21 protein-coding genes and 1 tRNA gene are annotated in these 21,585 nt (G+C 33.3%); 6 read left to right on the top strand and 16 right to left on the bottom strand.

Annotated elements, in window-relative coordinates; all coding sequences use genetic code 11:
• Positions 1-39 precede the first annotated feature (39 nt).
• Both pepT and miaA read left to right on the top strand, forming a co-directional pair.
• Entirely contained in the window at positions 40-1,260 is a 1,221-nt protein-coding gene (gene pepT / locus IKK64_07460; GenBank protein ID MBR4119895.1) for a peptidase T, read from the top strand.
• Positions 1,261-1,271: 11 nt separating this feature from the next.
• Positions 1,272-2,180, top strand: coding sequence for a tRNA (adenosine(37)-N6)-dimethylallyltransferase MiaA (gene miaA / locus IKK64_07455; protein MBR4119894.1), 909 nt, complete (start codon positions 1,272-1,274; stop codon positions 2,178-2,180).
• Positions 2,181-2,605: 425 nt separating this feature from the next.
• Here miaA and IKK64_07450 read toward each other — a convergent pair whose 3' ends face one another.
• Positions 2,606-3,172, bottom strand: a complete 567-nt coding sequence (locus tag IKK64_07450; protein MBR4119893.1) for a DUF4251 domain-containing protein — start codon at positions 3,170-3,172, stop codon at positions 2,606-2,608.
• Between the two features lie 84 nt (positions 3,173-3,256).
• Between IKK64_07450 and IKK64_07445 the strand changes: the two genes are divergently transcribed.
• The 3 genes from IKK64_07445 to IKK64_07435 all read left to right on the top strand — a co-directional run bounded on the left by IKK64_07445 (position 3,257) and on the right by IKK64_07435 (position 7,008).
• Entirely contained in the window at positions 3,257-4,024 is a 768-nt protein-coding gene (locus tag IKK64_07445) for a TIGR02757 family protein (protein MBR4119892.1), read from the top strand.
• A gap of 101 nt (positions 4,025-4,125) precedes the next feature.
• Positions 4,126-6,408: a CotH kinase family protein gene (locus IKK64_07440; GenBank protein MBR4119891.1), complete on the top strand. Its 2,283-nt coding sequence runs from the start codon at positions 4,126-4,128 to the stop codon at positions 6,406-6,408.
• Positions 6,409-6,762: 354 nt separating this feature from the next.
• Positions 6,763-7,008 carry a hypothetical protein gene (locus IKK64_07435; protein MBR4119890.1) on the top strand — a complete coding sequence of 82 codons (246 nt, stop codon included), beginning with the start codon at positions 6,763-6,765 and terminating at the stop codon, positions 7,006-7,008.
• Here IKK64_07435 and IKK64_07430 read toward each other — a convergent pair.
• The 5 genes from IKK64_07430 to holA form a co-directional block, all read right to left on the bottom strand.
• On the bottom strand, positions 6,994-7,869 hold the full coding sequence (locus IKK64_07430; protein MBR4119889.1) for a hypothetical protein: 876 nt from the start codon (positions 7,867-7,869) through the stop codon (positions 6,994-6,996). The two genes, IKK64_07435 and IKK64_07430, sit on opposite strands and share 15 nt — an antisense overlap.
• 54 nt (positions 7,870-7,923) lie before the next feature.
• Positions 7,924-8,835, bottom strand: a complete 912-nt coding sequence (locus IKK64_07425) for a dihydroorotate dehydrogenase (GenBank protein ID MBR4119888.1) — start codon at positions 8,833-8,835, stop codon at positions 7,924-7,926.
• Positions 8,829-9,605 (bottom strand): dihydroorotate dehydrogenase electron transfer subunit, encoded by a 777-nt coding sequence (locus IKK64_07420; protein ID MBR4119887.1) that lies wholly within the window; start codon positions 9,603-9,605, stop codon positions 8,829-8,831. The genes IKK64_07425 and IKK64_07420 overlap by 7 nt, the downstream gene beginning before the upstream one ends.
• Before the next feature lie 225 nt (positions 9,606-9,830).
• Positions 9,831-10,304 carry a helix-turn-helix transcriptional regulator gene (locus IKK64_07415; protein MBR4119886.1) on the bottom strand — a complete coding sequence of 158 codons (474 nt, stop codon included), beginning with the start codon at positions 10,302-10,304 and terminating at the stop codon, positions 9,831-9,833.
• Between the two features lie 974 nt (positions 10,305-11,278).
• On the bottom strand, positions 11,279-12,295 hold the full coding sequence (gene holA, locus IKK64_07410) for a DNA polymerase III subunit delta (GenBank protein ID MBR4119885.1): 1,017 nt from the start codon (positions 12,293-12,295) through the stop codon (positions 11,279-11,281).
• A gap of 93 nt (positions 12,296-12,388) precedes the next feature.
• Here holA and IKK64_07405 point away from each other — a divergent pair, with 93 nt between their 5' ends.
• On the top strand, positions 12,389-12,847 hold the full coding sequence (locus IKK64_07405) for a type I restriction enzyme HsdR N-terminal domain-containing protein (GenBank protein ID MBR4119884.1): 459 nt from the start codon (positions 12,389-12,391) through the stop codon (positions 12,845-12,847).
• Between the two features lie 111 nt (positions 12,848-12,958).
• On the opposite strand, the gene IKK64_07400 is transcribed toward IKK64_07405, so the two are convergent.
• From IKK64_07400 to IKK64_07355, 10 genes are all read right to left on the bottom strand, one after another.
• Positions 12,959-13,705, bottom strand: coding sequence for a hypothetical protein (locus IKK64_07400; GenBank protein ID MBR4119883.1), 747 nt, complete (start codon positions 13,703-13,705; stop codon positions 12,959-12,961).
• 7 nt (positions 13,706-13,712) lie between these two features.
• Positions 13,713-14,807: a Nif3-like dinuclear metal center hexameric protein gene (locus IKK64_07395; GenBank protein MBR4119882.1), complete on the bottom strand. Its 1,095-nt coding sequence runs from the start codon at positions 14,805-14,807 to the stop codon at positions 13,713-13,715.
• Positions 14,808-14,816: 9 nt separating this feature from the next.
• Positions 14,817-16,571 carry an aspartate--tRNA ligase gene (gene aspS / locus IKK64_07390; GenBank protein MBR4119881.1) on the bottom strand — a complete coding sequence of 585 codons (1,755 nt, stop codon included), beginning with the start codon at positions 16,569-16,571 and terminating at the stop codon, positions 14,817-14,819.
• Positions 16,572-16,721: 150 nt separating this feature from the next.
• A tRNA-Pro gene (locus tag IKK64_07385) sits at positions 16,722-16,798 on the bottom strand.
• 116 nt (positions 16,799-16,914) lie between these two features.
• Positions 16,915-17,490, bottom strand: coding sequence for a hypothetical protein (locus tag IKK64_07380; GenBank protein MBR4119880.1), 576 nt, complete (start codon positions 17,488-17,490; stop codon positions 16,915-16,917).
• A gap of 199 nt (positions 17,491-17,689) precedes the next feature.
• Positions 17,690-17,944 (bottom strand): DNA-binding protein, encoded by a 255-nt coding sequence (locus IKK64_07375; GenBank protein ID MBR4119879.1) that lies wholly within the window; start codon positions 17,942-17,944, stop codon positions 17,690-17,692.
• Positions 17,945-18,101: 157 nt separating this feature from the next.
• Entirely contained in the window at positions 18,102-18,779 is a 678-nt protein-coding gene (locus tag IKK64_07370) for a phosphatase PAP2 family protein (protein MBR4119878.1), read from the bottom strand.
• Positions 18,780-18,792: 13 nt separating this feature from the next.
• On the bottom strand, positions 18,793-19,536 hold the full coding sequence (locus IKK64_07365; GenBank protein ID MBR4119877.1) for a tetratricopeptide repeat protein: 744 nt from the start codon (positions 19,534-19,536) through the stop codon (positions 18,793-18,795).
• 6 nt (positions 19,537-19,542) lie between these two features.
• Positions 19,543-21,345 carry a protein BatD gene (locus IKK64_07360; GenBank protein ID MBR4119876.1) on the bottom strand — a complete coding sequence of 601 codons (1,803 nt, stop codon included), beginning with the start codon at positions 21,343-21,345 and terminating at the stop codon, positions 19,543-19,545.
• A gap of 27 nt (positions 21,346-21,372) precedes the next feature.
• The coding region (locus tag IKK64_07355) for a hypothetical protein (GenBank protein ID MBR4119875.1) at positions 21,373-21,585 on the bottom strand (213 nt) is incomplete at its 5' end.

The following is a 21,585-nucleotide window of genomic DNA, read 5'->3' as shown; positions in this document are numbered from 1 at the left end:
ATTTTTTATGTTTAATACTTCGCTTTTATATTTTTCATTATGAATGTTATAGACAGATTTTTAGGTTACGTTAAAGTTGATACCCAATCGGATGAATTAACTAACTTAACTCCAAGTACTCCAGGTCAGATGATTTTTGCACAACAATTGGTTAAGGAGCTGATTGCTATTGGTTTAACCGATGCTGAAGTTGACAGCAATGGTTATGTTATGGCTACTTTACCTGCTAACACCGATAAGGAGTTACCTACCATTGGTTTTATTGCTCATATGGATACTTCGCCCGATATGACTGGCCATAATGTTCAACCTCGTATTGTTGAGAAGTATGATGGTGGTGATATTGTTCTTTGTGCCGAAGAGAATATTGTTTTAAAGACTGAAGATTTCCCCGAAATTTTAGGTTATGTTGGTAACGATATTATTGTTACTAATGGTAAAACTCTTTTGGGTGCTGATGACAAAGCGGGTATTGCAGAGATTATGACAGCAATGGAGTATTTGATTGCCAACCCCGATATTAAACATGGTAAAATTAGGGTTGCTTTCACCCCTGATGAAGAGATTGGTCAAGGTGCCGACCACTTTGATGTTAAGAAGTTTGGTGCTGATTTTGCATATACTATGGACGGTAGTGACCAAGGTATTATTGAATTTGAAAACTTTAATGCTGCCCTTGCCAAAGTTACATTTAAAGGACGTAATGTTCACCCAGGTTATGCTAAACATAAAATGGTAAATGCTTTGCGTGTTGCCAACCAATATGCTATTATGCTACCTCGCTGGGAAACACCCGAACACACTGAGGGTTACGAAGGTTTCTATCACTTGGTTGGTTGCGAGGGATCTGTTGAGAAAACTACACTTACTTATATTATCAGGGACCACGATAGAGATCGTTTTGAGCGTCGCAAAAAAGAGTTCTCTCACTTGGTTAATAAAATCAATAAGGAGTTCCCTGGTTGTGCATCACTTGACATCAGAGACCAATACTACAATATGCGTGAGATGATTGAGCCTGTTATGCATATTATTGATCTTGCAAAAGAGGCTATCTCAAATTGTGGTATGGAACCAAAGGTTGAGCCTATTCGTGGTGGTACTGATGGTGCAAGACTTTCGTTTATGGGACTTCCCTGCCCCAACCTTTCGGCTGGCGGTATGAACTTCCACGGACGTTTTGAGTATATCTCAGTTCAGGCAATGCAAAATGCTGTGAATGTTATTGTTGAGATTGCCAAATTGGTTGCCAATAAATAGTTTTTCGTTGAATGAAAAACTTAATAGTGATTTTAGGTCCTACGTCTGTTGGCAAAACAGATTTGAGCATTAAGTGTGCCGAGAGGTATGGCTCTCCAATTATTTCGTGCGACAGCAGACAGATGTATAAAGGTATGTGCATAGGCACTGCTGCTCCCAATAACGATTTACTCCGTAGGGTGAAACACTATTTTATTGGTAATTTAGAACTTACCGACTATTACAGTGCGGCTATATTTGAGGAGGAGTTTATGACTCTCTCCTCTTCTCTTTTTAAGAAACATGATACTTTGGTTATGTGCGGAGGCTCTATGATGTATATTGATGCTGTATGCAAGGGCATTGATGAAATTCCAACAATCACAGATGAAGTTAGAGCAAAAGCCGTAAACGACTTTAACGAATTGGGATTGGATGCACTATGCGAGGAACTTAAATTACGAGATCCAGAACTATACAAAACCATTGATCTTAAAAACCATAAACGAGTTGTCCATGCCATTGAGGTATGCAGACAAACGGGTAAACCCTTCTCTGATTTGCGTACTAACAGCAAAAAGGAGCGACCATTTAATATCATCAAGATTGGCTTAAATATTGAACGAGAACTTTTGTTTGAACGTATATCAAAACGCACTGAGCAGATGATTGCAGATGGTCTTATTGAAGAGAGTAAAATGCTTTTACCTTTCCGCAACTTAAACTCATTAAATACTGTTGGTTACAAAGAGATTTTCGCCTACTTCGATGGTATTTTCACACTTGATGAGGCAATTGAAAAGATTAAACGCAACACGCGTGTATATGCAAAAAAACAGCTCACTTGGTTTAAACGAGACAAAGATATTGCTTGGTTTAACCCCCATGACACAGAAGCCGTTTTTGAACATATTGATAAGCTAATTAGAAATGAGAAGTAAGAAATTACACCCTCGCAACTGATAACTAATAACTGATAACAAATAGCAAAATAGGGTTGTCAACTTCTGTTGACAACCCTATTATAGTAAGGCTGCATCGTAGGATGCGATGAAACTCCGAAAGACAGGATTTGAGTGCCCACGAACCTTTGTAATCCACCGTGCTAAGCATACCCTAAGGCGTGGCCCGCCATTGCTCCGTGAAGCGTGTCTCGGTATTTCTATAAATTGATGAGTTTCCCAATCTACTAGGATGCAACCTATATCAAATATCTCCTTGTTTGTGTTACGAAAATAGGTATTATTTTCTACTCTACCAAAAAAATCAATCTTTATTTTTATTAATTTATGTTATACAACATATTATCAAGGCAACGCTTATTCTCAATGCATAATTAAACAGTACCCATTTTTTAACTCAGATTTTAATTTATAGACGTTCCTTCTGTTACAGAATTTGTTGTATATGGTTGAACTTCGCCATACATTGTTAGAGAATATCCATTATCGAAATTCATAAAAGCCGATGCCGTATCGCCTTCATTATCAAATGTAAGTATAACTGTTGCATTAAACGCTGTTCCTCTTACATTGTAGGTATATGACACGCTCCCTTTGTCATCGCTATGACTTTTACCTACTATCATTCCTCGCAATGTTACTCCTCCCAATGCGTTTATTCCTCCTCCAAATCCAGTTGAGGTTTGAAAGGTCATCATATCCCCCACTGTTTTTATAAAGTTTACGTTGGGTTGAACATAGGTTACTGTTCCTCCTGTAGTATTTATTGATGTTGCATTCAACACCCAATTATTTGAAGATACAGCAAGTAGTGCCATTTGTCTGTTAATTGAATCAAGATGTGCTTCTTGCGCCTTTCGTTCACTCTGCATCTCTTTTCTGACCTCCTTTTTAGATTTTGTGTTTTGCGAGATAAGTACACTTGGAAAAAGTGTTACCATAAACAGCAATAGAATTTGTATTTTTTTCATCGTATTTGGTTTTTTATTCAATATATATAACAATTGTTTTATGCTTTTGTTTGCTGTTTGAATTTGTATTTGTACTTTTGAAGTATGAATATTAAAGAGTTATTGGACGAACAGGTATTTAAGATTAATACGCCCGATTTCATAAAGGATGATCCTGTTCAGTTTCCTCGCAGATTTGACAAACTGCAAGACATTGAAATTATGGCTTTTACTACCGCCACTATTGCATGGGGTAAAAGAAGTATGATACTAAGGGACACAGAGCGTATGCTCTCACTTATGAATAATGCTCCATACGAATTTGTTATGAATAAAGGCTTTGATTCATTAGGCAATGCTAATGTTCACAGAACATTTTTCCAACCTGATTTGGCTTATATGTTGCGAGGCTTTTTCTCAATCTACTCAAAATACGAGAGTATTAACAACATGGCAAAAGAGTTAGGAATTGGCAATGACTCTGCTCCTGCATGGAAGTTATGTGAAACAATTAGGGAATTATCTTGCAAAGCAAACAACGGATGTTATAATTCGCAATGTTTCCCATCAAATTTTAATTCATCGGCTCTTAAACGTATTAATTTAGCAATTAAATGGCTTGTCAGAGATGATGGTATTGTTGATTTAGGAGTTTGGGATTGTATCAAACCTTCTCAACTATATATTCCTCTTGACATACATGTTGGCAATACTGCACGAAAACTTAATCTGCTAAACAGAAAAAGTAACGACAGAAAGAGCGTTGAAGAGTTAACAACTATCTTAAGAGAATTCAACCCTAACGACCCCGTTATTTACGATTTTGCCCTTTTTGGGATTGGTGTAAATGGCATAAATATTGAAAATATATAGTTTTATACCATATACTATGTTAAATATTTTCACATATCATAAATTAAATTTATCTTTGAATGCTTATAAGTGTGCAAAATCACAACTAAAACTAAATATTTATGAAGAAATTTTTACTTTCAACTCTTTTCTTGTGCCTTATGTTGAGCGTCTCAGCACAAGAGTATTGTACCTCGTTAGGTTGGAGTACTAAAACTGACCGTTCATTAGATGGTCTTGAATTTACCTCTACCTTAGGACAACGTAACATTGAGATTCAGTTGTCAAGTAGAGCCGATGGCGATTGTTATCGCGGTGTTATGAACTCAGGTGATCCTGTAATATTTGCTCCCGGCGACAACATTAATATGTTGGTTAATGGAGAGATGAACTGGACATACATCCATGTTTTTGTGGATTGGAACTCTGACAAGGATTTTGATGATAGCGGAGAATATGTTGAGAAACAACCCGCAAGCAGAGATTATTTTCCATACGGCGATGGTGCCAACCCTACAAACAGAACTTTTAATTTTAATGTTCCTACAACTGCAACAACTGGCTTAACTCGTATGCGTGTAATTTTGGCATACGGAATTGATGGCGCTTGTACCCTTGTTAGAACTAACGATGCTGCTATTGCTGTTGACGTTGAAATTAACATAGGAGCAACAGAGGTTGCCCAAGAGCGTACAGTTACTGTTGAGAGTTCAAACACAACACAAGGTAATGCTGTAATTAGTGGAACAACAGAAACTTCTATTACATCGGACAATGCTTCTATTTCAGTTACTGCAATCCCTGCAGAAGGTTACTCTTTTAAAAATTGGACAAACAAAGAGACAAACGAGCAAGTAAGCACCTCAAACCCATACTATTACAGAGGCGAAAACGATATTACACTGGTTGCCAACTTCCAAGATAAATATGTTCAACTTACTAACATTCCAACAATATTCATTAATACCGAAAATGGTGTTGGTGTTACAAGCAAAGATGATTATGTTAATGCTTACGTTACTGTAAGAGGTGCTGAAAATCCCGAAGATAATATCACAGAAGTTCTTACAGAGATTAAAGGTAGAGGTAACTCAACATGGGGTATGGCAAAGAAACCTTACCGTTTAAAATTTGATAAGAAAATCAATTTCTTAGGTAATAAAGCAAAAGAAAAAAACTGGGTTCTTTTAGCCAACTATGCCGACAAGACTCTTTTACGCAATGCTTTGGCATTTGAAACTGCTCGTAATATTTTTGAGTTTGGATTTACCCCTTCAGTAACATTCGTTGATGTTGTTTTAAATGGTGTTAACTTAGGTAACTACACTTTAACAGATCAGGTTGAGGTTAAAACACATAGAGTTCCTGTTCTTGAGCAAGAGACTACTGTTTCGGCAACAGACCCTGAGATTACAGGAGGATATTTAATTGAAGTTGACGGTTTTGCTGATAGCGAAATCTCTTGGTTCCAAACAACAAGAGATATGAAAGTTACTATTAAATATCCTAAAGATGATGAAATTAATGCAGCACAAACCAATTACATAACAAACTACACACAAAGTATGGAAGATGCTTTGTTTAGCTCAAACTTCTCTGATCCTGAATTAGGATGGAGAAAATATATTGATGAGGCTTCGTTAGTTGATTGGTATATTGCTTGCGAGTTATTCGGAAACTCTGACTCTTGGTGGAGTACTTATATGTACAAAGAGAGAGATGAGATATTTAAACTTGGACCTCTATGGGACTTTGATATTGCTTTCAACAACGATAACCGCTTAGGCGATGCTACTACAAAATACATGAGAACATACGCTCACGATCCTAAAACCTGGATTGCAAGATGGTGGCAAGATCCTACATTTGTATCGGCAGTTAAAGCACGATGGGGAGAGTTAAGAGCAAGAGGTCTTAAATCTTTCATGAATAACTATATTGTTGAAGCAGCAGAGTTATTAGATGAATCACAAAAGAACAACTTTGAAGTTTGGGATATTTTGTGGGTAAGAGTATATCGCGAAATAGCAGCTCGTGGCTCATATCAAGCAGAGGTTAATTTCTTAAAACAATATGTTGCCGATAGAATTAACTTTCTTGATAACGAATGGGGACTACCTACAGGAATTGAAGACTCAGAATGTGATAGCAACAATATTGTGATTGCGCCTAACCCTGTTACAAATGGTAACGACATAAACATATTTGTACCAAGCACAATGAAGGGCAATATAAACGTTATGGTTGCTTCTGTTGATGGTAAAGTTGTATATTCAGCTAATGAATACACAAATATGGACAACACCTTGAAAATCTCAAATAGAGGTTGGGCGAAAGGAATGTATATAGTTGTTGTTAAAGATAACAACGGTAACACTCAACGTGGCACTTTAATTGTTAAATAAGAATTAATTTAAATAATTAGGTGAGACTGAGACTTTAAAGTCTTAGTCTCATTTTTTCTATAAAAACTCTCTTACTCTTAACATATAGAGCCTTTCATCACTCCCAAATGCAAGATTTATAAACGAATTGGATATCGTAAAAAAATAAATAGTATATTTGCAATGAGAACAGTAGAAGATATATTTTTAATATTGGCGATAGTGTTTCAACTGATAGCAGTTGGGTGTTTATGCTACACGGCCATTACTAATAATGTTCGCTTAAATAAACTTGCACATTGCTTTTATCATTTACTTCGGTTTTTCTCTCACTCTGCATTTTAATAAATAGATTAACAACTTAAATTTAAAGTTATGGCAATAGATTTTGATAAGGTAGCTCTTGAATATGCTAAAAAGAAAGGTTATGATACTATTAGACCGGCAGGAGAGAAAAACGGATACAGATACTACCACTACTACAATTTAGCAACATTAGGACATAAATTAGGGTTGCCTCATATATTAAAAATAGACGCTCTTGGCAGAATTGTATCCGTTGATAATTTTACGGAGATAATGTGGGCAAGAGAACAGATTATAAGATTAAATAATTTGTAATATTTTGCATATCATACTTTTATTAAAAATAAGTTTATCTACCTTGAGTACTTCCAAATAGCCAAGTTTAGTATATTCTTTTATATTTACGAAATCCCCACTTTGGGCATCATAGAATATTAATCTACCCGACTCCAATCTTTCAGCAGTAATCATATGCCCAGTATTATCTATTCCGTTTATACCTATATGGTATCGCCCTCTTACTTCTGTTGCTTTATCAAGTTTTATATATAACGCATCATCTGTTTTATCCCTCAATATTGTTGGTTGAGGGATTTTGCCTGTCTTTGGGTTTATCCATATATCTTGAAATCTTTCTCCTAAACGGAACGGTATGCTTTCTTTACCATAATCATACCCGACAGATGTAGCATCAATACCTCTTAATCGCATTTCGTGAACAACAACACAGCATTGGCAATTATCTTTGAATACTCCACCTCTATTGTAATAGATATTACTCCTTCCCTCGTTTGCTTCCCAAAAGTTCATAGGCTTAACCTTTACCCCTAACTCATTTGCTATGTCATTGATATTATCTTGTTGCTCTTTGGTTAATATTGGAGGGGTAGCATCTTTATATTCTTGATATGCTTGTTTTGTTGCAGTTCTGCCAAATTTTGTGCCTGCATATGTAGGAGTACTGCCTAAACGAGGAGTTATTCCCGAATATTTTGGGTTATCCTTTAGGAAGTATGGAATACTTTGGGCATTTTCTAATCTGCTTGTATTGTTCTTTACCCACTCATTAAACTGCTTTGGCATTTGTGTAACCTCGCCAGAGAATTTGTAACCGCTTACATCTTCTCCTGCAACGAGTTTATCTTGGTATTTTAGGAACTCGTCTGTAGCGGTCATAAAAAAACTGACTAACCTCAAGATTAGTCAGTTTCTGTTTTTATTTCAATATTTTTAGATTATCAATCCACCAATGATTTCTTGTACAGAATGGCATCCTTGACGAGTTAAATACTCCTCTATTCCCTCTGCTACTTTAACTGATATTTGAGGATCAATAAAGTTTGCTGTTCCTATCTGTATTGCCGATGCTCCTGCCAATAAGAATTCTATTGCGTCAGTTGCATTCATAATACCTCCTAAACCAATTAGAGGCACTTTAACAGCCTTTGACACCTGCCATACCATACGCAAGGCAACAGGTTTTACACATGCTCCTGAAAGACCTCCTGTAACGGTTGAGAGCAATGGGCGGCGTCGTTCTGCATCAATAGCCATTCCAAGCATTGTATTTATTAATGACAATGAATCTGCTCCTTCAGCTTCTGCTGCTCGTGCAATTTCTGTTATATCGGTTACATTTGGTGATAATTTAACTATAAGGGTTTTATTATATGCTTGACGTACAGCTTTTACAACATTTTCAACACTTCGGGGAGATGTTCCGAATGCCATACCTCCCTCTTTTACATTAGGACATGATATATTTAACTCTATTGCAGGTATATTGTCTAATGCATCAATTTTCTCTGCAACCGCTATATAATCCTCTATTGTTGATCCAGAGACATTTACTACTACGGCTGTATCTAAATCCTTTATTTGAGGGTATATATTCTCAACAAAATAGTCAACACCTTTATTCTGCAAACCTACGGCATTTAACATTCCTGACGGAGTCTCTGCCATACGAGGGTATGGATTTCCTTGACGTGGAGCCAATGTTGTTCCTTTAACTATTATTCCTCCTAATTTTGACAAGTCTATAAAGTCGGCATACTCTGTTCCATACCCAAATGTTCCAGATGCAGTCATTACGGGATTTTTAAGTTTTAAATTCCCGATATTTACATTTAACTTTACCATTGTAATTTCTTTATATTAAATACAGGACCCTCTTTACATACACACACATTTCCTTTTGTTGTATTCTCAACACAACATAAGCACGCTCCTATTCCACACGCCATCTTATTCTCGAGCGAGACCTCACACTCAATAGCAACTTTTGAAGCATATTGTGCAACAGCTTTCATCATTGGTCCGGGACCACAACAATATATAAAATCAAAGCTCTCTTTTTGCAATACAGAGTGTTGTGTTACAAATCCCTTTTCTCCTTCTGACGAATCTTCTGTTGTTACGTATGTTATTGAGATCTCTTGGAATTTATCTAGTAGCAATAAATCTGTTTTAGTTCTTGCTCCTAATAAGAATATTGGAGTGTGCCCTGCTTTTTTTAGTTCATATCCAAGCATTAATAATGGAGCAACACCTACACCACCTCCAACAAGCAAAACCTTCTTATTGGGCTCTGTTGGCATTGTAAAGCCATTTCCTAACGGATATATTATATTGATTATATCTCCTTGTTGTACCTTTGATAATTTAGAAGTTCCTGCTCCAACAATTTGAATCAAGAGCCATAACTCGTTTGCTTCTCTATTTACATAGTTTATAGATATGGGACGACGTAAAAATGCTTTTGGCTCTCCCTCTACTAACATTTCAACAAACTGACCGGGTTTGCATTCAGGCAACTCCTCTCCGTTTGCTGGTGTCAATTTCAATAATACACATCGGTTGTTTACCGAAAGATTTGCCGTTACCGACATATCTATCACCGCTTTCTTCATTGCTTATAAATTTAGATATCTCGTTATAGTTATATTATCAAATACAAAGTTAGGAAATTTTAAATATTATACAATCATTGTTGAAAAAATAAATATATAAGAGAATAAAAGAGTAGGAGGCCAAATTGGTCTCCTACAATTGTCTTATAAAGAATTACAAAAAATGAGCATGTATAAAATATACTATTTTAGATTATGCAGAATATAAGCGATATAAGGATAATTCTATTTTTGAAATACTTCATACGTATTATCAGTATAAAATATCATAATCTTTTCAATACGTCTCTCTTTTATCTCTGTTTTTTCTAATTGACTAATATTAAGCCGAGGAGTATTTTGGACGATACTCTGCTGATTTATAATACTTTGCACCTCGTTTATTGGACTATTTAACTCTAAATCCTTCTCATATTTAGGTGTACCATTGTATTCTGTATCAGAATTTGATAAAGAATCGAAAAGATTTGAACTTGATCTATCGGTTGATGACAAACCCGAATCTCCCTCGCCAAACATAAGCCAATTTATTGATATATAAGGGTATGCGGTATGTATTTTTGTAATTATATCCTTACTTACATCATTTCTTCCATTTAAACAGTGAGAAAGTGTAGAACGTTTAATTCCCACTAAATCAGCAAATTCACCATCACTTAAATGCTCATGAGCAATTATCTCTTTAATTCTATTATTCATAACAAAATAGAGTCAATTATTTAGGATCAAAATATATCACAAATGTAATATTTTGCAAACAAATATACAAATCATATTTGTAAATTATCACAATAATAAAACACTCATACCATATACAATTATACACAACAAATATCAAAATCGGCAAACAATACCAAAATACGCCATATATCAACACTTTATATATTCAATGTTAATACATTGATATTTAACTATTTATGTCACGTATAATTATTATAGTTCCACTATTAAATGCAATACCTAATATAGTATTAGAGTTATTATTCATATATTATATATTATCTTATTGGTTTTCTGTTGTTTAAAGACAATAAACATATTTAATAAAACAATAAATAATGCGTATTTGCAATTATATAATTTAACAATATAATAAGTGAGATAAGTTATAAGAATAATATATAATTGTTTATAAAAACTTGATTTACTTTTGTAATATGTATATTTGTATATAATTTTATAATTTGCAATTGTACACATTGATACAATTGACAATTGTATCAAAATTTTCAAATTGAAATATTTAGGAAAGTGAAATATAAGAAATAGAGAGTTGAATATTTTTATCTAACAACTACTGAATATATTATAAAATTAAACGAAGATATACCTTGGGATGATCTCCTACTCTATTTTAGATGTTTCTTATAAAGTTTCTTTTTATTATTTCTATTTCAGAAAATAGGAATAATCCTTAAATTCAACTATACCAAACAGATTATCAGCGTCTTAAGGCAATTTAGGGGTGATTTTATCTCTATTTCCCTGTGATATTTATAATCAATACATATAATTTATCGATAAAATAGAATGATTTTATCAATTCGCAAGATATAAATACTACGTTAAGCAGATAAAAAAATAGATAAGGAGTTCACTTCAATTGTTGAACTCCTTATCTATAATAATTGTATATATTGAAGATTCTATATTTTCTCTTCTCAAAATTTTAACTAATGCATAATTTTATATGACAACTCCCTCAATAATGAGGCATCAGTTGTAGAGGAGGATATTCCCACTCCTTTTGATTTTGCATCATACTCTCTTAAGAGTGCAATAATATCAACACACTTAAAAACATTATAATTAATTTTTGCAGTATTATATTCTTTGAGTTGGAATGTCGTTTTAAGATTCAACTCTTTAAGCAACCCTGCATCACTTTTATCTGGCGCATAATACAACAACAACAAGTTTGAGAAGAAGTTAAACATCATCCTTATTGTTGGTATTATTGAGTTGTTTTTAGGATTGCTTTCAAAATAGTTTATAATTTTATTTACCTTATATATATCTTTCCTTACGAGTGCTGCAAGAAATTCAAAATTATTATAGTCTTTGCTTATTCCTATATTATTCTCTACAAGATGGGCGGTTATCTCTTTACTATCGCCTATTACTATTCGCAGTTTATCTAACTCTCCGGCAATTCTACTTAAATCATTTCCGATATAATCAGACAGCATTGAAACTGCCTTGGGTTCAATTTTTAAAGAATAGTTCTGTAAGTAATCTGTAATAAATTTAGGTATTTGATTCTCATACAACTTTTTAAATTCATATACAGCACCTATCTTCTCAATAGCAGTAATAAGTTTCTTATTCTTTAAAACTCCACCTTTATAATTGATTACAAATACAGTGCTTGGCTGATAATGCTCTACATACATTATTATATCGTCTATATCATCGAACATCTGAGCCTCTTTAAGTACAACTAATTGACGACTCGACATCATAGGATAACGCTTTGCTGTATTAATAAGCGATGAAATCTCTGCATCTAGTCCATACAATATTGTTTGATTGAAATCTCTTTCTGATTCATCAAGTGCATTCTCTATTATAGCATCTGTTATTGAATCAATGTAATATGATTCATCACCCATCAGCAGATACACAGGTTTTAATTCGCCTTTTTTGATATTAGAGATTATTTGCAGATATTTATCGTTCGCTTGTGCCATTTTTATATATGGTGATGATATGTTATTTAGTTGTTTTTATGTAATTTTGATGTAAAATTAATCAATATATTTGTGTATCGCAAGTAATAGGGAATGAAGTTGAATTTACCTGAATATGATTTTTTATTAAAAGAGGAAAATGGGAAAACTTTTATATGGGATTCTCTACGCAATAGATTTGTAACTCTTACTCCCGAAGAAGAGGTACGACAAAGATTTGTTGCTACTTTAACTACTCAAAAGGGTTATCCTGCCGGTAGAATGGGAAATGAAATATCTCTAATACAAAACAACATAAAACGCAGATGCGATACTGTTGTATATAACAAATTTGGTTCTCCTTGTGCAATAATAGAGTATAAAGCTCCAAATATTGAAATAACTCAAGAGGTATTTAATCAGATTACAAGATACAACTCTGTTTTAAAAGTTGATTATATTATTGTTTCAAATGGAATAAGAAGTTATTGTTGCAAAATTGACTACACAAATAATAGATATACATTTATGAAGGATATTCCCAACTATAACGAAATTGATAATTGTATATAGAACTATTTAATTTATAGGTTTTACATCTATATTAGTAAATATTAGTGTATTACAACAAAAAAGTCTCGATTTAAATCGAGACTTTTTTCTATTTTCTTTTTTTTTAAGTTTCTATTCAACTCCTGCTAATTCAGGGTCAATCATAATTCTTCCACAATACTCACATACAATAACTTTCTTGCGAAGTTTAATATCCATTTGTCTTTGAGGTGGAATTTTATTGAAACATCCTCCACAAGCATCACGTTGGATGTAAACAATTCCTAAACCATTACGAGCATTTTTACGTATTCTCTTAAATGAAGACAAGAGTCTTGGCTCAATCTCTTGCTCAAGTGCTTTAGCTTGTTCTCTTAGTTTCTCTTCATCTTGACGAGTTTCGGCTATTATATCATCTAATTCGCTACGTTTCTCTTGGAACTCAGCTTTACGATCAACTAATAATTGCTCCAAATCCTCAATCTCTTCTTTTCTATCGTTAATTAATTTAGTTAAATCACGAACTTTTTTCTCTCGTGCCTCAACCTCTAATCCTTGATACTCAATCTCTTTTGTTAAATGATCGTACTCTTTATTATTTCGTACATTGTTTTGTTGCTCAGTGTACTTATTAATAAGAGCTTGAGCCTCTTGAATACCTACTTTATGAGTAGCAATAGAGGTGGTAAATTCTTTAACATCATTTTTATAATTCTCCAAACGGGTTTCAAGACCAATAATACTATCTTCCAAGTCTTTCACCTCTAATGGTAACTCACCTCTAAGAGTTTTAATTTTATCAATCTTAGAAAGTAATGTTTGCAATTCGTAAAGTGCTTTTAAACGCTCCTCTACTGTGTACTCTTTATCCTTAGCCATATATTTATTATAAATAATTTATCGGGTTAATTCTAACATTTGCATATTGAACTGCAAAATTAGGAAATTTTTTTGTAATTATATCACAAAAAATATCTTTTATGCATTGTTCTGTCTCATAATGTCCTGCTTCAACTAAAAGAATCTTATTTTCTGCGGTAAAAAAGTTATGATAACCTATTTCTCCAGTAATAAATACATCTGCATTTGCCCTTATTGCATCATTAATAAGAAATGCTCCTGAACCTCCACACAATGCTACTCTTTTAATTTTTTCTTTTACAACAGAAGAGTATTTTATTGATTCTACATTAAAAACTTTTTTTATTCTTTTTAGAAAATCTTCTGTTGTCACATCTTCACTTAACTCTCCTATTACACCGCTTCCTGCATAATTATTCTCATTCTCCAATTTAATTATATCATAAGCAGGTTCTTGATAAGGATGAACTTTAAGCATAGCATCTACCACCTTATTTTTAAGGTATACAGGTAATATAACCTCTACCCTCACCTCATTTTCTTTATGGAGTGATCCTATTTCACCACAATATGGGTTTGCTCCTTCACATGCTCTAAATGTTCCGTAACCACTCATATTGTAACTACACATATCATAATCTCCTATCTTACCTGCTCCTGAAGCTAACATTGCTGAACGAACATCTTCTACGGCAACTTCTGGCACAAATACAATAAGTTTTAGAAGTTGATTCTTCAACGGAGATAACACTCTTACATTTGAAAGATTTAAATTCTGAGCAATTCTATAATTTACCCCTCCATATGCATTATCTAAATTAGTATGAGCAGAATATATTGCAATATTATGCTTTATTGCCTTTATAACTACTCGCTCAATATAATTCTTTCCTGTAACCGATTTTAGTCCTTTAAACAAGATTGGATGATGCGATATAATCAAATTTATACCACACTCTATCGCCTCATCTACAACATCTTCTGTAACATCTACACACAACAATGCTCCTGTTGCATTAATGCTACTATCCCCTACTTGCATACCTGGATTATCATACTCTTCTTTTAGGGATATTGGAGCAAGTTCTTCAATCGCTGATATTATCTCTGATATCTTCATCAATAAAGATTATGCTTGTATGTCTAATTTTATTTGCAACTCTTTTAGTTGCGAATCATCAATTATAGATGGAGCTCCACTCATTGTATCTCGGCCTGAGTTGTTTTTAGGGAATGCTATACAATCTCTAATTGAATCAAGCCCTGCAAGAAGAGATACAAAACGGTCTAAGCCAAAGGCCAATCCTCCATGAGGAGGTGCTCCATATTTAAAGGCATCCATCAAGAAACCGAATTGATAATGTGCTTGTTCTTGTGTAAATCCTAAAATCTCAAACATTTTATCTTGCAATTCACTATCATGAATACGTATTGAACCGCCACCCAACTCTACTCCATTAAATACCATATCGTAGGCATTTGCTCGTACTGCTCCTGGGTTTGAATCTAACAATGCAATATCTTCGGGTTTAGGTGATGTAAACGGATGATGCATTGCATAATAGCGTTGAGTTTCATCATCCCACTCCAATAGTGGGAAATCAATTATCCATAGTGGTGCAAAAACATTTTTATCTCTTAGACCTAAACGATTACCCATCTCTAAACGAAGTTCACATAGTGCTTTACGGGTTTTTGAGGTCTCTCCTGCCAATATTAATAGCAAATCACCAGGTTTAGCATCAAAACGCTCTGCCCATAGTTTTAAATCATCTTGGTTATAGAATTTATCTACTGATGACTTAAATGTTCCGTTTTCTTCACATTTTACATACACCAAACCTTTTGCTCCTACTTGTGGACGTTTAACAAACTCTGTTAGTTCATCAATTTGTTTACGGGTGTATGAGGCACAACCCTTAGCACATATACCGCCAACGTATGGGACAGAATCAAATACTACAAAGTTTTTACCTTCTGTTAAATCTTTCAACTCAACAAAGGTCATACCAAAGCGAATATCGGGTTTGTCACTTCCATAATATTTCATAGCATCGTGCCATGTCATTCTTGGGAAGTTTCCTTCAAACTCAATACCTTTTATTGCTTTGAATACATGTTTAGTCATATTCTCAAATATGTTCAAAACATCTTCTTGTTCAACAAACGACATTTCGCAATCTATTTGAGTAAACTCCGGCTGACGATCAGCACGTAAATCTTCATCACGGAAACATTTTGCTATTTGAAAATATCTATCAAAACCAGACACCATCAATAGTTGTTTAAATGTCTGTGGAGATTGAGGAAGTGCATAAAACTCTCCCGGATTCATTCGTGATGGAACAACAAAGTCTCTTGCTCCCTCAGGTGTTGATTTTATTAGAATTGGAGTCTCTATCTCCAAGAATCCTTCTGAATCAAGAAAACGACGCACCTCAAAGGCTAATTTATGGCGAAGTTCAAGATTTTTACGAACACAATCGCGGCGTAAATCCAAAAATCTATATTGCATACGCAAATCATCACCTCCATCGCTTTCATCCTCTATTGTAAATGGAGGCGTATCAGATGTGCTTAGAATATTTAATTCAGAAACTATAATTTCAATATCACCAGTTGGGATATTAGCATTCTTACTATAACGCTCTTTTACAATTCCTTTTATTTGTATTACGAACTCTCTTCCAAGATGATTTGCTTTTTCACACAACGAAGCATCAACTTCTTGATTAAAAACCAATTGGGTTATTCCATATCTATCGCGAAGGTCAATAAAAGTCATACCTCCCATTTTTCTGACACGTTGTACCCATCCTGCCAAAATCACCTCTTTATCTACATCTGCCAATCGTAATTGGCCACAAGTCATAGATCTAAACATTGTAAATTAACTTCAAATTAATATTTAATATCGGCAAAGCCTATATTTATCAATTTACAAAGTTACTAAAATTTAAGGGGATATTCAAGAAAAGAAGAAAAAGATATTACCTCTAAAACAAAAAAATGGCATAAGCTAACTTATGCCATTTGGTCGGGGTGACAGGATTCGAACCTGCGACCACCTGGTCCCAAACCAGGTGCGCTACCGGACTGCGCTACGCCCCGTCCTTTGTTTTGCGATGCAAAGATAGGTATTTTTTTTTAAACAACAAAATATATACAAAAAAAAGTGAGTCTCAAATTGAGACTCACTTAAATTATTTATTACTACGATTATTTATCTACTTATTTTCTGTTCCTTCAACAAAGATATTTACAGGAATATATAGTAACTCTTCATCTCCAACAACAAATATTGTAACATTTATATTATCTCCACTTATTGTTCCTATAAGAGATACTAAATATGCATTGTTGTCTTGAATTTTAATTGCTACATCAGTTGAAAGCGTTTCCTCATTAATTGGAAGTTCGTATTCAATTTTGTAATTGTCACCTTCTTTTGTAAAAGGTACATTCTTTAATATAATATCAAATGGTGTTTGTAATGGTTCGGGAATATTGTTAAGTGAACCTAAATTCAATCCATTAATACTAAGATCTAATTTTTCTGTTGCAGTGTAAAGTTTAATATTTACATCTTCCTTTATCACTCCAAGATCTTCAAGATCTTCTCCTGGCATACCAGTTTTAACATTAAGATCGCTATTAAATACTTTTACTATTTCAGTTGAAGGTGTAACTCCTCCATTGTTAGTTGTATTATCACTACCGTCATCATCTCCTCCACAAGAAGTTGTAAAACCTGCTAATGCAACTGCTGCAAGCATAGTTAATGAGAATAAAAATTTCTTCATAATTTTTTTTGTTTTTGTTATTATTGTTATTTATTAAAATTTCTATTATAAGAATTTATATGTTAGATTTTTCATCTGCAAAGATAAGCATTTTTTTTTGATGAACAATTATATCCTCCTCACAAATATACTAAAGAGATTGTATATTGTTTTTACGACCAAAATACAATCTCTTCTTACCTATATTATAATAAAATTATTACTCTCCTGCTTCTTGTAATATTGCAAGTGCCATATCAAGTATTTGAGTATCATCTAATACTACTATTCCTCCATCAGGACCTGGTTCAATATGTAAACCGCAGTTTTCGCCTGTTTTGTAATCGTTCCCTCCAAAATAGTTACGAACTGTTTGTACATCTATATTAAGTTCATCAGCTATTCTATGTGATGAACCCTCCGGTAAACTGTTTTTAATTTTTCGCAACTCATTAAATGTTATCATCTTTGTCATGGCTACTAAAGTTTTTTAGTTAATAATTTGTATCTTTTTATTTATAATATCTCATTTTTTATAGATTATCATAATCTGCAATAAAATTATATAATATTATTGTTAAAAGCAAAAAAAAACAAGATTATTAATCCTGTTTTAATTTTATTTATAATATCTATTTGATTTTAAAGTTTATAAGGGGAGCAAAAAATATGATAAAAATATATGTTATATACAAAACCGACAATACTATATTTATATTTTTGTCCTTTTCGTATGGGATTGACATTTTATCAATAAACTTACAATGCAATTTTTTATATATTATATAACATAAATATCCCGATGCAACTCCCACTATTGCTCCAAATAGTATATCCCCTGGATAGTGTACTCCTAAATAAATTCGAGAATAGCAAGATAATAATGCCCATACAATTATTGATATTGTATATAATCTGTTTTTAAATATAAGAGAAGAGATAATTGCTAAACCAAAAGCATTTGCTGCATGACTCGATATAAATCCATATTTCCCACCTAAATATCCATTTACTGTTGTTACATACTGAGAAAATTCGGGATCGTGAGTTGGTCTAAGTCTTTCAAATAGAGGTTTACATATACCTGACGAAATTTGATCACATATAACAACTGTCAATACGAGCATTATTGTTACAAGTAGTCCTTCTTTCCACCCTTTCTTAAAGAAGATATAGACAAAGGATAATATTAATGGTATCCACACCATCTTCCCCGTAATCACCCACATAACTTGGTCAAAATATAGAGTGTGGAGCGAATTGAAGAAAAGGAATATACTTTTATCTAATTCTATAAGATAGTTGAGCATATTAATACTGTTTTTAGATTATCTCCATCTCTGAATCTTTAATCCAGCCACTATTCCCATCATCAATTTTTATCTCTGACCACTCTCCTACTTCATCTATTATCTTCACTTTTGTTCCTTCATGAAGTATAAACAAATCGGTACCACTTTGTGATGGAGAACTTTTTATTGTTACACTTGGAGAGATTATTATAGCACTATCCCTGATTAATATTTTTTGCTTTTGTTTATACGAAACAACATTTGTATATACCGAAAACAGTAAGCAAATTATACCTCCAAAGAATCCTATCTTTTTTAATAATACTTGTTTGTTGAATATATAAAGGAATATACCTACAAGAAATAATATAAATGATATTATCGCCAATATTGCCCATGTATTTGATGATGCCATATTTCTTATAGATTCAAACCATACAGATATAAAAGAGCGGTCAACAATATCAATCTTATCAACTATGTTTGCTCTTGCCATATCTAAATTAATTTTTATATCTTCATCACCGGGAGATAATAAAATTGCTCGTTCATAATTCAATACCGCCCTTGGATAGTTTTTGAGCTTATAATATGAGTTACCTAAATTATAATATAACTCTGGCGACACTCCAACGCTATCAGACAATGATTCATATATTTGAACTGCCTCAATATAGTTCTCTTTTGAATATGCATCTGCCGCAGATTGCAATGTTTGTGCAAAAGAAACAGATACAATAAATATTGTTATTATCAGGATATATATTCTTTTCATAATCTTTTATTTGTTTTTTACGATATTCTCCATCTCTCCTATCACCCTTATTGCCTCTTGATAGTCTCTGTCCATTACATCGTTTCCTTGCGAGGGAGCATATTGTGCAAATTCACATAAATCTAATATATTTATAATTTGTGAAACAAGTTCTTCACTTGCCCCATAAGTTCTTAACTCCTGAGAAACATTTTCACGAGATAATTCCGATATAGGAATGGTAAGTTTATCACTAATATATCCCCACATTGCTTTTAATACCTCGGCATAGAACATATCTTTATTGTATGTTTTTAGATATTTACTTGCCATTTTCAATCGCTTAGTAGCAATCTTATTGGCTTTACGAGTTTTTAGAAGTTGTGTATTTGAATTTAATTGGGTTTGTTTTCTATTTATTATTAAATAAATAATAAACAATAGTGTTGGTACTATATACCAAATCCAATATGAAAAAGATCCGAATATTGGAGTAGCATCTTTAAATAATTCAAAGTCTCCATTTTTAATGTATCTTATATCCTTAGCTAATACCTTTAAATCCTCTTTATTGGTAAAATCTGCCATAGTCCCTTGTTGAGAATTATCCCCACGAGCTACCGTTACATCATAACTTTGAGTAGATATTGTTTTATAGCTTTTTGAAGATAAATCAAAATAAGAGAACTCTACCGATGGTATTTCAAAATCGCCTGCACTTCGAGGAATAATAGTATATTCTATTGTACGAGTACCACTAACACCTGAGGTTGTTGTTTTTATATCTACATCTGTTTTGGGATCATAAACCTCAAAATCAGCAGGGAACGTTATTTCAGGATCTTTTATATATTTAAGATTACCTTTTCCACTTATCTGTAATTTATAAGTAATTGCCTCATTGGCTTTTGGCGTTTTGTTATTAAGTGATGATTTAATTGTAAAACTTCCAACAGCATTTGCAAATGATGATGGTTTTCCTGATGGTAATGATTTAACATTTACATTCACAGATTGAGTAGATATAGATTTTTCTATATCTTCATACCCTTGCATCATACCAAAGAATCCGCGCATAGGACGAACAACTTGTACTGTTACAGTAAATTCGCCCTTATCAATAGTTATTTTACCTGCTCTTTGTGGATATAGTAATGCTTGTTTTACTGCTACTACCTGATAATTTGTTCCATTATAATGCTCTAATTCTATTTGAGGATTTTGTATTGGAATATCCTGTACCACAAATCCCTCAAATGAAGGGAATACCGCATTGTCTAAACTTCTAATATTAGCCGCCTTAGTATATATTTTTATAGTTGCCAATATTGGTTCTTGTTCATAAACTGATGTTTTTGATAATACCAATCTGGCAAATGTCTTATCATCATTACTTGCCACTTGTTGTGTGGTTCCTTGTGAGGATGCCTGAGAAGGTGCATTTTCATCTGGAGGTAATACGGTAATTGTTAGCTGATTTGAGGTATATTGTTTTCCATTTGAAGTTATTGTTGCTGAAGGTATAGTAAATTTTCCTTCTTTTGATGCAACTACTGTATAGGTATAACTCTCCTCTTTTGTTGAGGTTGTTTTTCCATTAATGATTGAAATTTGAGAACTCTGTGAACGTGCAGGACCATATAAGATATCCAATCCCGAAAATTCCGGAACTTGTATATTCTCTCCATCTCCATTTGCAAGGGTAAATACCACCCTAAACCTTTGTCCTGCTATAACTTGAGCAGGTGCATCAGCAGTAAATTGTGTTTGGGCATATATAGTTACTGCCGAAAACAGTATTAAAATTACTATTGATATAAATCTTTTCATCTTTGAGTAATATTTATTTCCGAGACATTACCACTCCTTATCGGTTCTACGGCGTTCTCTCTGTTCCATTAATGCTTTGCGGACTTTTTCTTGTGTATTACGTTCATCTTGTTGCATAGCATCAAGAATCTGTTGTGCATTTTCTTGCGACATTTTAGTTTCTTGTTGCTGTTGTTGCTCCTCTTTTTTGTCCTCTTTGTTTTGTTGCTGATTTTGTTGTTGCTGTTGTTGTTGCTGTTG

It is taken from the genome of Bacteroidales bacterium (assembly GCA_017521245.1).
Lineage (GTDB): Bacteria > Bacteroidota > Bacteroidia > Bacteroidales > G3-4614 > Caccoplasma_A.
This window is presented reverse-complemented; position numbering and strand designations above follow the sequence as displayed.

Coding starts and splice junctions, on each gene's coding strand:
- aspS (MBR4119881.1), bottom strand. CDS start 16,571: ATGTTTAGATCTATGACTTGTGGCCAATTACGATTGGCAGATGTAGAT.
- IKK64_07420 (MBR4119887.1), bottom strand. CDS start 9,605: ATGAAGAAAGCGGTGATAGATATGTCGGTAACGGCAAATCTTTCGGTA.
- IKK64_07440 (MBR4119891.1), top strand. CDS start 4,126: ATGAAGAAATTTTTACTTTCAACTCTTTTCTTGTGCCTTATGTTGAGC.
- IKK64_07365 (MBR4119877.1), bottom strand. CDS start 19,536: ATGAAAAGAATATATATCCTGATAATAACAATATTTATTGTATCTGTT.
- IKK64_07435 (MBR4119890.1), top strand. CDS start 6,763: ATGGCAATAGATTTTGATAAGGTAGCTCTTGAATATGCTAAAAAGAAA.
- IKK64_07450 (MBR4119893.1), bottom strand. CDS start 3,172: ATGAAAAAAATACAAATTCTATTGCTGTTTATGGTAACACTTTTTCCA.
- holA (MBR4119885.1), bottom strand. CDS start 12,295: ATGGCACAAGCGAACGATAAATATCTGCAAATAATCTCTAATATCAAA.
- IKK64_07405 (MBR4119884.1), top strand. CDS start 12,389: ATGAAGTTGAATTTACCTGAATATGATTTTTTATTAAAAGAGGAAAAT.
- IKK64_07360 (MBR4119876.1), bottom strand. CDS start 21,345: ATGAAAAGATTTATATCAATAGTAATTTTAATACTGTTTTCGGCAGTA.
- IKK64_07375 (MBR4119879.1), bottom strand. CDS start 17,944: ATGACAAAGATGATAACATTTAATGAGTTGCGAAAAATTAAAAACAGT.
- IKK64_07395 (MBR4119882.1), bottom strand. CDS start 14,807: ATGAAGATATCAGAGATAATATCAGCGATTGAAGAACTTGCTCCAATA.
- IKK64_07370 (MBR4119878.1), bottom strand. CDS start 18,779: ATGCTCAACTATCTTATAGAATTAGATAAAAGTATATTCCTTTTCTTC.
- miaA (MBR4119894.1), top strand. CDS start 1,272: ATGAAAAACTTAATAGTGATTTTAGGTCCTACGTCTGTTGGCAAAACA.
- IKK64_07430 (MBR4119889.1), bottom strand. CDS start 7,869: ATGACCGCTACAGACGAGTTCCTAAAATACCAAGATAAACTCGTTGCA.
- IKK64_07425 (MBR4119888.1), bottom strand. CDS start 8,835: ATGGTAAAGTTAAATGTAAATATCGGGAATTTAAAACTTAAAAATCCC.
- IKK64_07400 (MBR4119883.1), bottom strand. CDS start 13,705: ATGGCTAAGGATAAAGAGTACACAGTAGAGGAGCGTTTAAAAGCACTT.
- IKK64_07415 (MBR4119886.1), bottom strand. CDS start 10,304: ATGAATAATAGAATTAAAGAGATAATTGCTCATGAGCATTTAAGTGAT.
- IKK64_07445 (MBR4119892.1), top strand. CDS start 3,257: ATGAATATTAAAGAGTTATTGGACGAACAGGTATTTAAGATTAATACG.
- IKK64_07380 (MBR4119880.1), bottom strand. CDS start 17,490: ATGAAGAAATTTTTATTCTCATTAACTATGCTTGCAGCAGTTGCATTA.
- pepT (MBR4119895.1), top strand. CDS start 40: ATGAATGTTATAGACAGATTTTTAGGTTACGTTAAAGTTGATACCCAA.